The following is a 12,672-nucleotide window of genomic DNA, read 5'->3' on the forward strand; positions in this document are numbered from 1 at the left end:
GATGGGCGAGAGCGCGCATCTCGACCGCTTCGTCCTCGACAACCTGCCGGCGGAGGATCAGCGGCCGGTCCTGCTGCTGGACGGTCTCGACTATCCGCCCCGCCTGAACGCCGCCGCCGAACTGTTGCGGCGGGCCAGGGCCGCGGCCGGGCCGGACGGGCCGGCGCTGCTGTGGAAGACCGGCCGGCTGGGCTGGGATGAGCTCGACGCCGCTTCCGACCGCATGGCGCGGGTGCTGGTCGAGGACCTCGGCGTCGTGCCCGGCAACCGGGTGCTGCTGCACGGGCCCAATGTCGCCTGGGTGCTGACCGCCTGGTTCGCCATCCTCAAGGCGGGCGGGGTGGTGGTGGCGACCATGCCGATGCTGCGGCCGGGCGAACTGGCGACGGTGGTCCAGAAGGCGCAGGTCGCCGTCGGCCTGATCGACGCGGCCCTGATCGAGGCCGCCGCCGAGGCCCGCGCCGCCGCCCCGGTCCTCAGCCGCGTGATGGACAGCGGCGTCCTGCAGGCGGCCGCCGCCGGCAAGCCGCCCGGATTCGAAGCCGTCGACACCGCCGCCGAGGATCCGGCCCTGATCGCCTTCACCAGCGGCACGACCGGCAAGCCCAAGGGCTGCGTCCACCTGCACCGCGACATCCTCAGCCTGGCCGACACCTTCGCCCGCCATATCCTGCGGCTGACGCCGGCCGACGTCGCCGTCGGCACCCCGCCGATCGCCTTCACCTTCGGGCTGGGCGGGCTGGTGGTGTTCCCGGCCGCGGCCGGGGCCGCCACGGCCCTGTGCGACCGCCCGGGCTTCGAGGCCCTGGCCGAGACCATCGCCGCCCATCGGGCCAGCGTGCTGTTCACCGCTCCGACCGGCTACCGCGCCCTGCTCAGGCTGGCCGCCGACCATGACCTGTCGTCCCTGAAGACCTGCGTCTCGGCCGGCGAGCCCCTGCCGGCCGCCACCTCGGACGCCTGGTACGAGGCGACGGGGGTGCGGATCATCGACGGCATCGGCTCGACGGAGATGTTCCACGTCTTCATCTCGGCCCGGGGCGAGGACATCCGGCCGGGCGCCACCGGCAAGGCGGTCCCGGGCTTTACGGCCCGCATCCAGGACGAGGCCGGCCAACCCCTGCCGGCCGGCGAGACCGGCCGGCTGGCCGTGCGCGGCCCGACCGGCTGCCGCTACCTGGCCGATGAGAGGCAGCAAAGCTACGTGCGGGACGGCTGGAACCTGACCGGCGACATCTACCGGCTCGACGAGGACGGCTACTTCTGGTTCGTGGCCCGGGCCGACGACATGATCATCTCCTCCGGCTACAACATCGGCGCGCCGGAGGTGGAGAACGCCCTCCTGCGCCATCCGGCCGTCGCCGAGGCGGCGGTGATCGGCGTGCCCGATCCCGAGCGCGGCCAGATATGCAAGGCCTTCGTGGTGCTGAACCCCGGCTTCGCGGGCGGCGATGACCTGAAAGCGGAACTGCAGGCCCATGTGAAGGGCGCCATCGCCCCCTACAAATACCCGCGCGCCCTGGAGTTCCGGGAGACGCTTCCCAAGACCCAGACCGGCAAGCTGCAACGCTTCCGGCTCAAGGAGACGTAAGGTGCACACCGTCCTGCTCCCCGAAGGCTGGCCCCGGCCCAAGGGCTATTCGAACGGCATTTCAGCGCAAGGCCGCATGGTCTTCGTCGCCGGCCAGATCGGCTGGGACCCGGCCGGCGCCTTCCCGGACGGCTTCGCCGCCCAGCTGCGCCAGGTGCTGGTCAATACGCTGGCCGTGCTGGCCGAGGCGCAGGCGGGACCCGAGCACATCGTCCGGATGACCTGGTACGTCGTCGACAAGCGCGAGTACCTGGCCTCCCTCCGCGAGATCGGCGCCCTCTGGCGCGAGCTGATCGGCCCCCACTATCCGGCCATGGCCGTGGTCGAGGTCAAAGGGCTCGTCGAGGACGCCGCCTTGGTTGAGATTGAAACGACGGCCGTCCTCTAAACTCCGTCATCCCGGAAGCCCCGCAGGGGCATCCGGGATGACGGGCTAGAGGGGATCAGGCCGCCTGACGACCACCGGCCAGGAAGTCCATCTTGCCGATCGGGGCGCCTTCCTTGCGCAGCAGGCCGTAGGCCGTGACGCAGTGGAAGTAGAAGTTCGGCAGCGAGAAGTTGAACAGGAAGTCGCGGCCGGTGAAGGTCATGGCCCCGTTCGGGAACTTCAGCTCGATGGAGGCGGCTTCGCGGCCGTTGACCTGTTCGGGCTTGATGGTCTGCAGGAAGGCGATGGTCTTGGCCAGGCGGTCGCGCAGCTGGTCGATGGTGGTCTCGGTGTCCGGCATCGACGGCGCCTCGATGTTGGCCAGGCGGGCGGCGCCGCCCTTGGCCGAGTCGCTGACCATCTGGATCTGGCGGGTCAGGGGATGCATGTCGGGGGCGAGACGGGAGTCCAGCCAGCTGGCGATGTTGGGGCCGGCGTGGCTGCTCGACTTGTCGAGGATGGCGACCAGGTTGCGCAGGCCGTTGAGATAGACCGGGATCGAGACGTCGTAGAGCGACAGGGACATTTAGGCGTTCCTCCTGAAACAGCGTTGGCGTGGAGATGGGGCCCGAGCGGTTCGTTGCCAATAGGAACCATCGCTTCAAAATTCCGATCATCCCGACGAAAGTCGGGACCCAGGGGCCACTTGCCCAAGGGGTTCAGCTCTGATCAGCGCCAGCCCGTCGCCGGGTTTGCCAGCTGGGTCCCGACTTTCGTCGGGATGATCGGAGGGGGGGGGTATGGCGGTGGGCTTTGCCCCGGCCTAGAAGCGAAAGCGTGCCAGCCCCATCCGACATCCTCGATCTTCGTGACCGGCTGAAGGCCTGGCTGTTCGAGGACGCCCTGCCGCTGTGGTGGAATGTCGGGACCGACCATGCGCGCGGCGGGTTTTTTGAGAAGCTGACGCTGGACGCCGAGCCGGTCGCCCTGCCCCGGCGCACGCGGGTGGTCGCCCGGCAGACCTATGTCTTCGCCCAGGCCGGCCGCATGGGCTGGACCGGGCCCTGGCGCGAGGCGGTGGCCCATGGGCTGGCCAGCCTGACCGGGCCGTTGACCCGGCCTGACGGCCTGTTCCGCTTTTCCGTCGACGAGGCCGGGGTCCCGGTCGACGACAGCGCCCAGCCCTATGAGCAGGCGTTCGGCCTGTTGGCCCTGTCGGCCGCCCGGCAGGCGCTGGGGCCGGGGCATGGGCTGGAGTCGCTGGCCCAGCGGACCCGCGCCGCCCAGGCGCAAGCGATCGGTCGGCCCGACGGCGGGGTGCATGACGACGCCTCGCGCACAGCGCCGCTGCGGGCCAATCCGCTGATGCATCTGTTCGAGGCGGCGCTGGCCTGGCGCGAGGCCGGCGACGACGGCGGCTGGAGCGACCTGTCGAACCGTATCGCCCGGCTGGCCCGGGAGCATCTGATCCAGCCCAGCGGCGGTCTGCCCGAGCTGTTCGATCTCGACTGGGCCCCGCTGCCCGAGGCTGAGGTCGAGCCGGGCCACCAGTTCGAATGGGGCTTCCTGCTGCTGCGCCACGCGGCCCTGGCCGACAACGAGGCCTCGCGGCAGGCGGCCCGGGCCCTCATCGCCCTGGCCGAACAGACCGGCATCGATGCCGGACGCGGCGTCGCCCTCGCCGCCCTCGACCAGCACTTCGGCCCCCTCGACCGCACCGCCCGCCTGTGGCCGCAGACCGAGCGGACCCGGGCCGGCGCCCTGCTGGCCGCCATCGATCCGGAGGGCGGCTGGCCGATCGCCGGGCGCGGCGCGCGAAGCCTGCTCGCCTACCTCGCCACCCCGCGCCCGGGCCTGTGGTTCGAGAACATGGAGGCGGACGGCGCCTTCCGCGACGAGCCCTCGCCGGCCTCGTCGCTGTACCATCTGGTCGGGGCCATCCAGGCGCTGGATGAAGCTTGTCTGACAGCGCCATCATGATCGCTCGTTTGCGCGCCGCCGCCTCGCTCCCTAAGTCCCACGGCGAAGGGGCCCCCCGGCTGTTCGCGGCCGGGTCTTCAACAGGATCGTTTGCACCGTGGCCCTCCTTGCGCCAGTTCTCGAGCGCGCCCTCCCGCCAGAGCCGTTCATGACGCCTTCCCGCCTGACCCACCTGCAGCGCCTGGAGGCCGAGAGCATCCACATCATGCGCGAGGTCGTGTCCGAGGCCGAGCGGCCGGTGATGCTGTACTCGATCGGCAAGGACAGCGCGGTCATGCTGCACCTCGCCGCCAAGGCCTTCTATCCGTCCAAGCCGCCCTTCCCGCTGCTGCACGTCGATACGACCTGGAAGTTCCAGGCCATGTACGAGATGCGCGAACGCATGGCCCAGGAGCTGGGCTTCGAACTGCTGGTCCATAAGAACCCCGAAGCGGTCGAGAAGGGCATCAACCCCTTCGACCACGGCTCGGCCGTTCACACCGACGTCTGGAAGACCGAGGGCCTCAAGCAGGCGCTCGACAAGTACGGCTTCGACGCGGCCTTCGGCGGGGCCCGCCGTGACGAGGAGAAGTCCCGCGCCAAGGAACGCATCTTCTCCTTCCGCTCAGCCCAGCACCGCTGGGACCCCAAGAACCAGCGGCCGGAGCTGTGGAAGCTCTACAACGCCCGCAAGAGCCCCGGTGAGAGCGTGCGGGTGTTCCCGATCTCCAACTGGACCGAGCTGGACATCTGGCAATACATCCACCTGGAGAACATCCCCATCGTGCCGCTCTACTTCTCGGATGTCCGTCCGGTCGTGGAACGCGACGGGACGCTGATCATGGTCGATGACGACCGCATGCCGCTGCGGCCGGGCGAGACACCGATGATGAAGTCGGTCCGCTTCCGCACCCTGGGCTGCTACCCGCTGACCGGCGCCGTCGAGAGCACGGCGACGACCCTGCCGCAGATCATCCAGGAGATGCTGCTGACCACCACCAGCGAGCGCCAGGGCCGGATGATCGACCACGATCAGGCGGCGTCCATGGAGAAGAAGAAGCAGGAGGGGTATTTCTGATGGCCGCCCCCTCCACCGACCATGCTCGCGAAGGCGGGCATCCATGCATGGCCAACCCGATGCGCCGGCGCCCAGAGGCCACCCGCGTATGGATGCCCGCCTTCGCGAGCATGGTCGGGGTTGAGGTGAGCGTCTGATGGCCCACGTTTCCGAACTCATCGAGACCGATATCGAGGCCTACCTCGAGGCCCACCACCACAAGAGCCTGCTGCGCTTCATCACCTGCGGCAGCGTCGATGACGGCAAGTCGACCCTGATCGGGCGGCTGCTCTACGATTCCAAGATGATCTTCGAGGACCAGATGGCGGCCCTCGAGGCCGACTCCAAAAGGATCGGCACCCAGGGCGGCAAGATCGATTTCGCCCTGCTGGTCGACGGCCTGGCCGCCGAGCGGGAACAGGGCATCACCATCGATGTCGCCTACCGCTTCTTCTCGACCGAGAGCCGCAAGTTCATCGTCGCCGACACCCCCGGCCACGAGCAGTACACCCGCAACATGGTCACCGGGGCCTCGACCGCCGACGTCGCGGTGATCCTCATCGACGCCCGCAGGGGCGTGCTGACCCAGACGCGGCGGCACAGCTATCTGGTCTCCCTTCTGGGCATCAGGAACATCGTCCTGGCCATCAACAAGATGGACCTGGTGGACTGGTCGCAGGACCGGTTCGAGGCGATCCTCGCCGAGTACCGCGCCTTCGCCGCCCAGATCGGCCTGACCGGCTTCACCGCCATCCCGATGTCGGCGCTCGACGGCGACAACATCACCGCCCCCAGCGACAAGGCCCCCTGGTACGACGGCCCGCCGCTGATGCGCTGGCTGGAGGAGGCGCCCGTCGAGGCTGACCTGCAGGGCCAGTCGTTCCGCATGCCGGTGCAGTGGGTCAACCGGCCCAACCTCGACTTCCGGGGCTTCTCCGGCCAGGTCGCGGCCGGCACGGTCAAGCCGGGCGACCGTATCCGCGTCCTGCCGTCGGGCCGCGAGTCCAAGGTGGCCCGCATCGTCACCCTGCCGGGCGATCTCGACCAGGCCGTCGCCGGCCAGTCGATCACCCTGACCCTGGCGGACGAGATCGACATCTCCAGAGGCGACGTCATCGCCGCCGCCGACGATCCGGTCGCCGTCGCCGACCAGTTCGAGGCCACCCTGGTCTGGATGGACGACGAGCCGATGCTGCCCGGCCGGCCGTACCTGCTGAAGATCGGGGCCCAGACCGTCCAGGCGACGATCACCGAGCCCAAGTACCGGGTCAACGTCAACACCCTGGAACACACCGCCGCCAAGCGCCTGGACCTCAACGAGATCGGGGTCTGCAACCTGTCGCTGGCCAAGGCCATCCCGTTCACTCCCTATGCCGAGAACCGCGATCTGGGCGGCTTCATCCTCATCGACCGGATCAGCAACCGCACGGTCGGGGCCGGCATGCTGCACTTCGCCCTGCGCCGGTCGGACAACATCCACTGGCAGGCCACCGACGTCGACAAGGCCGCCCGCGCCGGCCTGAAGGGCCAGAAGGGCCGGGTCGTCTGGTTCACCGGCCTGTCCGGGGCCGGCAAGTCGACCATCGCCAACCTGGTCGAGAAACGCCTGCACGTCCTGGGCCGCCACACCTACCTGCTGGACGGCGACAACGTCCGCCACGGCCTCAACCGCGACCTCGGCTTCACCGAGGAGGACCGGGTGGAGAACATCCGCCGGGTGGCCGAGGTGGCCAAGCTGATGGTCGACGCCGGCCTGATCGTGCTGACCGCCTTCATCAGCCCCTTCCGCGCCGAGCGCCGCCTGGCCCGCGAGCTGATGGGCGAGGGCGAGTTCGTCGAGGTCTTCGTCTCCACCCCGCTGGCCGAGGCCGAGAAGCGGGACGTGAAGGGCCTCTACGCCAAGGCCCGGGCCGGGCAGTTGAAGAACTTCACGGGGGTGGATTCTCCTTATGAAGCGCCGGAGCACGCCGAGATCGTCGTCGACACCACCGGGCTGTCGCCGGTCGAGGCGGCGGAAGTCATCGTCGCCTGGCTGGATGGCGCCGACTAGGTCGAAGCGGCTATTATAGCAGATCGCTTGGAGATTTCTTCCAGTGATTTCAAGGTCATAAGACCAACCGGGTGTCGGCCGAAGACCGTCCGGGTCGCCGCTTTGGCGCCGGATTGGACCACCCTGAAACCACCTTGCCGCGGCGAAAGCCCGGCGGCGTGATCCGCCCGCCCGCAGACGCGGTCGGACGACATTTGAATCCCGGGTATGTCAGGCTTTGGCGAGGGCGAGCAGGTCGGCCAGGGTCGGTTCACGACCGGGCGCGATGGCGGTCCAGGCGGTCTCGAACAGGGCGGCGTTCAGACGTTCGGCGGCGGCCTTCAGACCGGCGGCGGTGTCGGCCTTGAGCGGAAGCTGAGCCAGGGCGCTGGAAGGGTCGAGGCCGCCACCGCCGTAGAGGATGGGCAGGACGCCGAGCTTCAGGGCGTCGAGGGCCACCGTCGAGGGGGTGGAGACGACCACGGCGAAACCGGCGGCGCGGGCGAGGTCGTCGCCCTCGGGCCAGCGGTCGAAGCCGAGGGCGGCGGCGCGGGCCTCGATGGCCTGGCGGACGGACGGATCCAGGCTGTCCAGGATGGGGTGGGGTTTCCAGACCTTGCGGGCCGGGCCGGCGGCCGCGGCGACCGCTTCAAGCAGCGCCGCCTCGCCGGCGACGCCATGGCGGCGGTAGTCGGCGTTCATCGGGTGGATCAGGTTGGAGAGGACCAGCCAGCCTTCGCCGCCGACGGCCGGGGTTGGCGGATCGGCGGGCAGGCTGACAGCGGCGCCGTAGCCGCCGAGCGCCCGGTGCCAACGGGCGTCGGAACCGCACTGGAAGAGGCCGAGGTCGGAGCCGCCGACGAAGTTGAGACCCAGGCTGACGCCGTGCACCCAGTGGACGGTGCGGGCCCCGCGCGCCTGCAGGGCTCGCTCCAGCAGGTGGCTGTCGGCGACACCGGTGTGGCCGAAGACCACCGTGCGCGGGCCGACGGGGAAACGGGCGGCGGCCCAGCGGGCGTGGGTCTCGCCGAGCGCCACGCGGAAACAGATGGCGGCCAGGTCGCGGGAAGCCGGGCGCCAGTCGGCTGTCCCAATCAGGCGGGCGCCTTCGGCCAGGCGGCGGAGGATGGGCGGCAGGGCGGCCAGGGCGCTGGCCAGGTCGAAGGGACGGACCAGGGGGCCGTGCAGGCCGGCCTTCGACAGCGCGCCGCGCAGGGCGACGCGGCTCAGCTGCGGCCGGCCGAGCAGCAGGATGGGGGCGTCCGGCGCCTCGGCGGCGAGGGCGGCGATCAGGTGGCGGGTGCGGTTGGAGATCTCGCCGTGCAGGGCGCCGATCAGCGGGGCGCCGGGGAGCGGCTCGTCGGAGGGCGTAAGCAGGACGGTGCGGACCCAGGCGGCAAGGCCCAGCAGGGCCGCCGGCCAGAAGCCGCCGCCCGCGGAGGGCGCGTCCGGTCCCGCCGCCTGCCGCGCCTTGGCCAGCTCCAGGGCCCAGAGATCGTCTGGCGCGGGCGCGATCACGCCGCCAGCCTCGCCAGGTCGTCGAACAACGCCCCGGTGGCGCGCCGGCCGTCGGCCAGGAAGTCGCCCAGCGCCGCCGCCTCGTCCGGCTCCCAGCGGGCGGCCCGGGCCAGCAGGTCCGGGCTCAGGTCGGCCGGCGTGATGCGCCGCCAGGGGGCCAGGCCGACGTCGTCGAAGGTGGCGCCGATCTTGTGGGTGTTGGACTCCACGGCCAGCACCGGGGTTCGAGCGGCCAGGGCGAAGGTGGCGGCGTGGAAGCGGCCGGTGACCAGCAAGTCGAGCGCGGCGACCTTGGCCATGTAGGCGGCTTCGCCCTGCGTCTCGGCGGCGCGCCAGGCCAGGCGGGCGGCGATCGAACGCAGCAGAAAGGCCGGGTCGGCGAGGTCGCGTTTGGCCACCCCGTCGCGCAGGTTTCGCAAGTCGCCCTTGAGGCCCGGAGCGTTGAAATGGATCGGCAGGGCGAGGCCGCCCAGCCGTTTGCGGGCCGCCTCCAGCTCCAGGGCGACGCCGCGCAGCACGCTGTCGGTGAAGCCCACGCCGGCCCGTTGGCCAGGCGGCGTCACCGGCTCGAACAGCGACAGGTCGGGAACCACCCGGGCGGCGATTTTGGCCGCCTTGACCTGGGCGGCGGAGCGGCTCTCCCGCACGCTGACCAGGGAAAAATCGGCCAGAGCGCGGCTATAGGCCGGGCCGTTGGCGTCCCAGCTGGCGTTGATCAGGGCGGCGGGGACCCCTGCCGCCTTGGCCGCGGCGCCGACGGCCAGCAGGGCGGCGCCGGCCGGCCGGTCGTGATGGATGGTGCCCTCGCCGTTGACGATCACCAGGGCGGCCTTGCGAAACGCCTCGGCGATGGCGGCATCCTTGCGCCAGTCGGCATGGGCCGGAGCGCGGGCGATGACCTCCAGGCCGACCCGGGCCAGCTGCGTTTCCAGCGTGCGCATCACCCGCCAGCAGCCGTGATGCAGGTCGGCCCGGGTGTCGTTGATCAAGACGACCGGCCGCCCCGTAACGGGCCTGGGGCTCACAGACCCGCTTTCCCGCCGGTCCACAGGAAGTTCTCGTAAGGCACCCAGGAGATCTGGGCGAAGGGCGAGAAGAACAGCCAGATGCCCAGGAGCAGGGTGAAGCCGGCGAACACCGCCAGGATCACCGGCACCCGGAACTGCAGCGGCACGAGGTTGGGCAGGCGGGCGAAGATGGCGATCTGGATGGGCAGCAGATACATGCTCATCCGGTCGGTGGCCGCCGCCGCGAACAGCACGGCCGGCGCCATCAGGAGGATCACCCCGGCCATGATGGTGAACAGCGGCCCGTCGTCGTAGCGCTCCATCCATTTGCGCCGGTAGAAGAAGAAGATGCCGGCGGCCAGGATGTTCAGGGCCGCGCGCGGCAGGGCGCCGGAGGCCTGGATGTCGGTGCCGACGTAGCTGGCCTGGTAGTAGGTGGCGGCGTCGCGCAGGAACAGCGAGGCGGCGAAGAACACCAGCCCGCCCAGCACCAGCGGCCAGATCTGCAGCCGGCCATGGATGAACCAGGCGGGCAGGAAGAACACGGCGGTGGAGCGGTGGAACAGCACGCCCAGGCCCACGAACACCAGGTAGCGGAAGACCTTGCGGTCATGGAAGGCGTTGAAGGCCAGCATCAGGAAGCCGATGGCCGTCGCCTGCCGCGTCGCCCCCATGGCGATGCCGATCAGCATGACCGGGGTGGCGAGCGCCAGGGCGCGCCAGAAGTTGGGCTGGCGGTCGAGGAACTTGAACAGGCCAAAGACCAGGATGGCCGCGCAGACGGCGTTGACCCCGTAGATGCCGAGGCCCAGCCGCGAACTGGCCCAGTTGAGGAAGGCGTAGCCCGGCTCGACCGAGGTGATCACATAGTAGAAGTCCGAGGCGTCGGCGCGCTCGAACATTCTCATATAGTTGTTCCAGTCGTGGCCGACGTGGTCACGCAGGCCGATGATCCCGGTCAGCAGGATGCCCAGCAGCACCATCATCACCGCCCGCGACAGGCGGTCGAGACGGTAGGGCGACATGCTGGCCATGACCGGCAGCAGGAACATGGTCCAGTAGAGGATCATTCGGCGATACGCCCCTCACCGGGCGCGTGACGTCGCGCCCCAGAACAAACGATAACTACCCTCGCCGTCCGTCGGACGGAAGGCGGGGCAAAAGGTCAGTCGGCCTCGATCCGGGCCACGAAGGCGTCAGCGTCCGGCCGGGCCGAGAGGAACCAGTCGCGGTCGCGCCTCACCCCCTCGACGGTGTCGGCGGCGATCATCCCCTCGTCGCTGAAGCGCCAGAAGCGATAGCCCAGCGGCGCCAGCGCCGTCTGCACCGCCTCGCCATGGCCGCGCAGGACCTCGCAGATGATGTCCGGCTTGAGCCGGGCCAGGAGGCCCGCCCCGCCGCGCAGCACCTCGCCCTCGAAGCCCTCGACGTCGATCTTCATGGCCATCGGCCCGGTCTCGCCGCCAAAACGGCTGTCCAGGGTGTCGACCGGAATGCTGATGCCGCCCTCGAAGGTCGAGCCCAGCGACAGGGATGAGGGCAGGCTGGAGAGGTCGTTGCTGCGCGGCATGGTCATCGTCCCGACCTCGCCGCCGAGGCCGCAGAGATGGGCCTGCACCCGGCCGATCAGGTCGTTCTCGACGATGTTGCGCTGGATCAGCTGGTGATTGCCGGGAACGATCTCGAAGGCGTGGCTGCGGATGGCCGGATTGACCCGCGCCGCGGTCAGGGCGAACAGGCCGGTGTAGGAGCCGATGTCGAGGAAGAGGTCCGCCTCTGCGCAGAGCAGCTCCATCGCCCGCATGGCCAACCGGTCGCCGCGCCGGCCGGGCCGGCCGTCATGCCAGAACAGCTCGCGGGCGATCTGGTCGACGGTGGGGTCGAGCAGCCGCACCTCCTGGCCGTCCAGGGTGCGGTAGGCGGCCGAATGGATGGCGACCGGCAGGCGATGTTTCCAGGTCCCGCCGGTGACGCGAGCCAGGCCGACCAGCGCCGGGTTGATCAGCGGCAGGGATATGACATTGCGGACCCAGGGCTTGAAGCCGCCCCAGTTCATCCGGCGCATGTCCCGGTCGGAGATCGCTTTTCCTGCCGCCTCGCCCATGCCGATATCCTACAGCACGCCGTTGTAGCCGCGATACCAGTCGACGAAATTACGCACGCCCTCCTCGACGGTCACCTTGGGTTTATAGCCGACGACGCGGGCCAGGTCAGTGACGTCGGCCTCGGTGTCGGGCACGTCGCCGGGTTGCAGGGGCAGCATTTCCATGACCGCCTTGCGGCCGAGGCAGTCTTCCAGCACCTCGATGTAGCGCAACAGCTCGACCTGCTGCTCCGCCCCGATGTTGAACAGGCGGTACGGCGCATTGCTCGTCGCCGGGTCGGGATTGAGGCTGTCCCAAGCCGGGTCTGGCGCGGCCGGCTGGTCCAGCACGCGGACAACGCCTTCGACGATGTCGTCGATGTAGGTGAAGCTGCGCTTGTGTTTGCCGTGGTTGAAGACCTGGATCGGCTCGCCGGCGAGGATCTTCTTGGTGAACAGGAACAGCGCCATGTCCGGCCGGCCCCAGGGGCCGTAGACGGTGAAGAAGCGCAGGCCCGTGCAGGGAAAGCCGTAGAGGTGGGCGTAACTGTGCGCCATCTGCTCATTGGCCTTCTTGGTCGCCGCATAGAGGGTCAGCGGGTGTTCGGCGCTGTTGTGCACCGTGAAGGGCATGTTGGTGTTGGCCCCGTAGACGCTGCTGGTCGAGGCGAAGACCAGGTGCTCGACGCCATTGTGGCGGCAGCCCTCGAGGATATGCAGGAAGCCGGTGACGTTGGACTGCACATAGACGTGGGGGTTGGTCGCCGCGTAGCGCACCCCGGCCTGGGCCGCCAGGTTGATGACCCGCTGGGGCTGGTGTTTGGCGAAGGCCGCCTCCATCGCCTCGCGGTCGGCCAGGTCGATCTTCAGGTGGGTGTAGTTATCGTGGTCGAAGGTTCGGGCCAGGCGGGCGCGCTTCAGCTCGGGATCATAGTAGTCGTTCATGACGTCGAGGCCGATGACCTCGTCGCCGCGCGCCAGCAGCTTCATTGAGACGGCCGAGCCGATGAAACCGGCGCTGCCCGTGACCATGACCTTCATTCTAGGCTTTCCCTCGCCGC

Annotated in this window: 11 protein-coding genes; 5 read left to right on the forward strand and 6 right to left on the reverse strand. The window is 69.7% G+C overall.

Features of this window, described 5'->3' with window-relative positions; genetic code table 11:
• Position 1: 1 nt before the first annotated feature.
• A complete protein-coding gene (locus AC1RSK_RS12300) occupies positions 2 to 1,591 on the forward strand; it encodes an AMP-binding protein (RefSeq protein WP_492907835.1) in 1,590 nt (529 codons plus the stop codon).
• 1 nt (position 1,592) lies between these two features.
• The gene (locus tag AC1RSK_RS12305; RefSeq protein WP_492907836.1) at positions 1,593 to 1,979 is read left to right on the forward strand and encodes a RidA family protein; all 387 of its coding nucleotides are present in this window, start codon (positions 1,593 to 1,595) and stop codon (positions 1,977 to 1,979) included.
• A 55-nt stretch (positions 1,980 to 2,034) separates the two neighbouring features.
• On the opposite strand, the gene AC1RSK_RS12310 is transcribed toward AC1RSK_RS12305, so the two are convergent.
• Positions 2,035 to 2,544 (reverse strand): DUF1993 domain-containing protein, encoded by a 510-nt coding sequence (locus AC1RSK_RS12310; protein ID WP_492907837.1) that lies wholly within the window; start codon positions 2,542 to 2,544, stop codon positions 2,035 to 2,037.
• Positions 2,545 to 2,795: 251 nt separating this feature from the next.
• Here AC1RSK_RS12310 and AC1RSK_RS12315 point away from each other — a divergent pair, with 251 nt between their 5' ends.
• The 3 genes from AC1RSK_RS12315 (at position 2,796) to cysN (ending at position 7,024) form a co-directional block, all read left to right on the forward strand.
• Positions 2,796 to 3,938 carry an AGE family epimerase/isomerase gene (locus tag AC1RSK_RS12315; RefSeq protein WP_492907838.1) on the forward strand — a complete coding sequence of 381 codons (1,143 nt, stop codon included), beginning with the start codon at positions 2,796 to 2,798 and terminating at the stop codon, positions 3,936 to 3,938.
• A 148-nt stretch (positions 3,939 to 4,086) separates the two neighbouring features.
• Positions 4,087 to 4,995 carry a sulfate adenylyltransferase subunit CysD gene (gene cysD / locus AC1RSK_RS12320; RefSeq protein WP_492907839.1) on the forward strand — a complete coding sequence of 303 codons (909 nt, stop codon included), beginning with the start codon at positions 4,087 to 4,089 and terminating at the stop codon, positions 4,993 to 4,995.
• 136 nt (positions 4,996 to 5,131) lie between these two features.
• Positions 5,132 to 7,024, forward strand: a complete 1,893-nt coding sequence (gene cysN, locus AC1RSK_RS12325; RefSeq protein ID WP_492907840.1) for a sulfate adenylyltransferase subunit CysN — start codon at positions 5,132 to 5,134, stop codon at positions 7,022 to 7,024.
• Between the two features lie 210 nt (positions 7,025 to 7,234).
• Here cysN and AC1RSK_RS12330 read toward each other — a convergent pair whose 3' ends face one another.
• The 5 genes from AC1RSK_RS12330 to AC1RSK_RS12350 form a co-directional block, all read right to left on the reverse strand.
• Positions 7,235 to 8,521, reverse strand: a complete 1,287-nt coding sequence (locus AC1RSK_RS12330) for a hypothetical protein (RefSeq protein ID WP_492907841.1) — start codon at positions 8,519 to 8,521, stop codon at positions 7,235 to 7,237.
• Positions 8,518 to 9,510 carry a polysaccharide pyruvyl transferase family protein gene (locus tag AC1RSK_RS12335; RefSeq protein ID WP_492907842.1) on the reverse strand — a complete coding sequence of 331 codons (993 nt, stop codon included), beginning with the start codon at positions 9,508 to 9,510 and terminating at the stop codon, positions 8,518 to 8,520. Before AC1RSK_RS12335 ends, AC1RSK_RS12330 begins: the two co-directional genes overlap by 4 nt.
• A gap of 32 nt (positions 9,511 to 9,542) precedes the next feature.
• Positions 9,543 to 10,598 carry an EpsG family protein gene (locus AC1RSK_RS12340; protein ID WP_492907843.1) on the reverse strand — a complete coding sequence of 352 codons (1,056 nt, stop codon included), beginning with the start codon at positions 10,596 to 10,598 and terminating at the stop codon, positions 9,543 to 9,545.
• Positions 10,599 to 10,693: 95 nt separating this feature from the next.
• Positions 10,694 to 11,632, reverse strand: a complete 939-nt coding sequence (locus AC1RSK_RS12345) for an FkbM family methyltransferase (protein ID WP_492907844.1) — start codon at positions 11,630 to 11,632, stop codon at positions 10,694 to 10,696.
• A 9-nt stretch (positions 11,633 to 11,641) separates the two neighbouring features.
• Entirely contained in the window at positions 11,642 to 12,652 is a 1,011-nt protein-coding gene (locus AC1RSK_RS12350) for an NAD-dependent epimerase (protein ID WP_492907845.1), read from the reverse strand.
• Positions 12,653 to 12,672 lie beyond the last annotated feature (20 nt).

The organism is Caulobacter sp. GW821-FHT11A05 (genome assembly GCF_058809015.1).

Bases quoted from the DNA above. Each gene is read 5' to 3' on its own strand.
- cysD (WP_492907839.1), top strand. From the start codon at position 4,087: ATGACGCCTTCCCGCCTGACCCACCTGCAGCGCCTGGAGGCCGAGAGC.
- AC1RSK_RS12340 (WP_492907843.1), bottom strand. From the start codon at position 10,598: ATGATCCTCTACTGGACCATGTTCCTGCTGCCGGTCATGGCCAGCATG.
- AC1RSK_RS12310 (WP_492907837.1), bottom strand. From the start codon at position 2,544: ATGTCCCTGTCGCTCTACGACGTCTCGATCCCGGTCTATCTCAACGGC.
- AC1RSK_RS12300 (WP_492907835.1), top strand. From the start codon at position 2: ATGGGCGAGAGCGCGCATCTCGACCGCTTCGTCCTCGACAACCTGCCG.
- AC1RSK_RS12345 (WP_492907844.1), bottom strand. From the start codon at position 11,632: ATGGGCGAGGCGGCAGGAAAAGCGATCTCCGACCGGGACATGCGCCGG.
- AC1RSK_RS12350 (WP_492907845.1), bottom strand. From the start codon at position 12,652: ATGAAGGTCATGGTCACGGGCAGCGCCGGTTTCATCGGCTCGGCCGTC.
- cysN (WP_492907840.1), top strand. From the start codon at position 5,132: ATGGCCCACGTTTCCGAACTCATCGAGACCGATATCGAGGCCTACCTC.